Genomic DNA, 431 nt, shown 5'->3' on the forward strand with positions numbered 1-431 from the left:
TGTCAGCTGATGTTATTGAGAATGTGCGCGAGTATTTTGGTAGTGAGGTCTATGAGACTGTGATACCACGTAATGTTCGCCTGTCTGAAGCACCATCTCGTGGGATGGCCATCATTGATTATGATCCAAAATCAAAGGGTGCTGAGGTATACACACAACTAGCAAAGGAGGTCCTAGAGTCTCATGGTGAAATCTAAGAAAACAGGATTAGGTGGCTTCGGTAAAAAAGGTGGCGGTCTAGGTGCTTTATTTGCTGACCAAGGGCTTGATACTTCGGTATCTACTGGTGATGAAGTGCGTGAAATTGCGGTTGACAAGATGGTTGCTAATCCCTTCCAACCACGACGGGTATTCAATCAAGACAAATTACAGGAATTAGCTGAATCAATTAAGCAAAATGGTGTTTTGCAGCCAGTTATTGTACGGCATAA

At 43.4% G+C, this 431-nt stretch carries 2 protein-coding genes; both read left to right on the forward strand.

Annotation, left to right across the window (positions count from 1 at the left end):
* Positions 1-197, forward strand: a 197-nt coding sequence (locus tag CP370_RS09345; RefSeq protein WP_143467894.1) for a ParA family protein, incomplete at its 5' end; no start/stop codon positions are given.
* Positions 184-431 (forward strand): ParB N-terminal domain-containing protein (locus CP370_RS09350; RefSeq protein WP_158227047.1); only part of this gene is annotated, 248 nt, incomplete at its 3' end. The genes CP370_RS09345 and CP370_RS09350, both read left to right, overlap by 14 nt.

Source organism: Lactobacillus sp. UMNPBX19 (genome assembly GCF_002553805.1).
In the GTDB taxonomy this organism is placed as follows: Bacteria; Bacillota; Bacilli; order Lactobacillales; family Lactobacillaceae; genus Lactobacillus.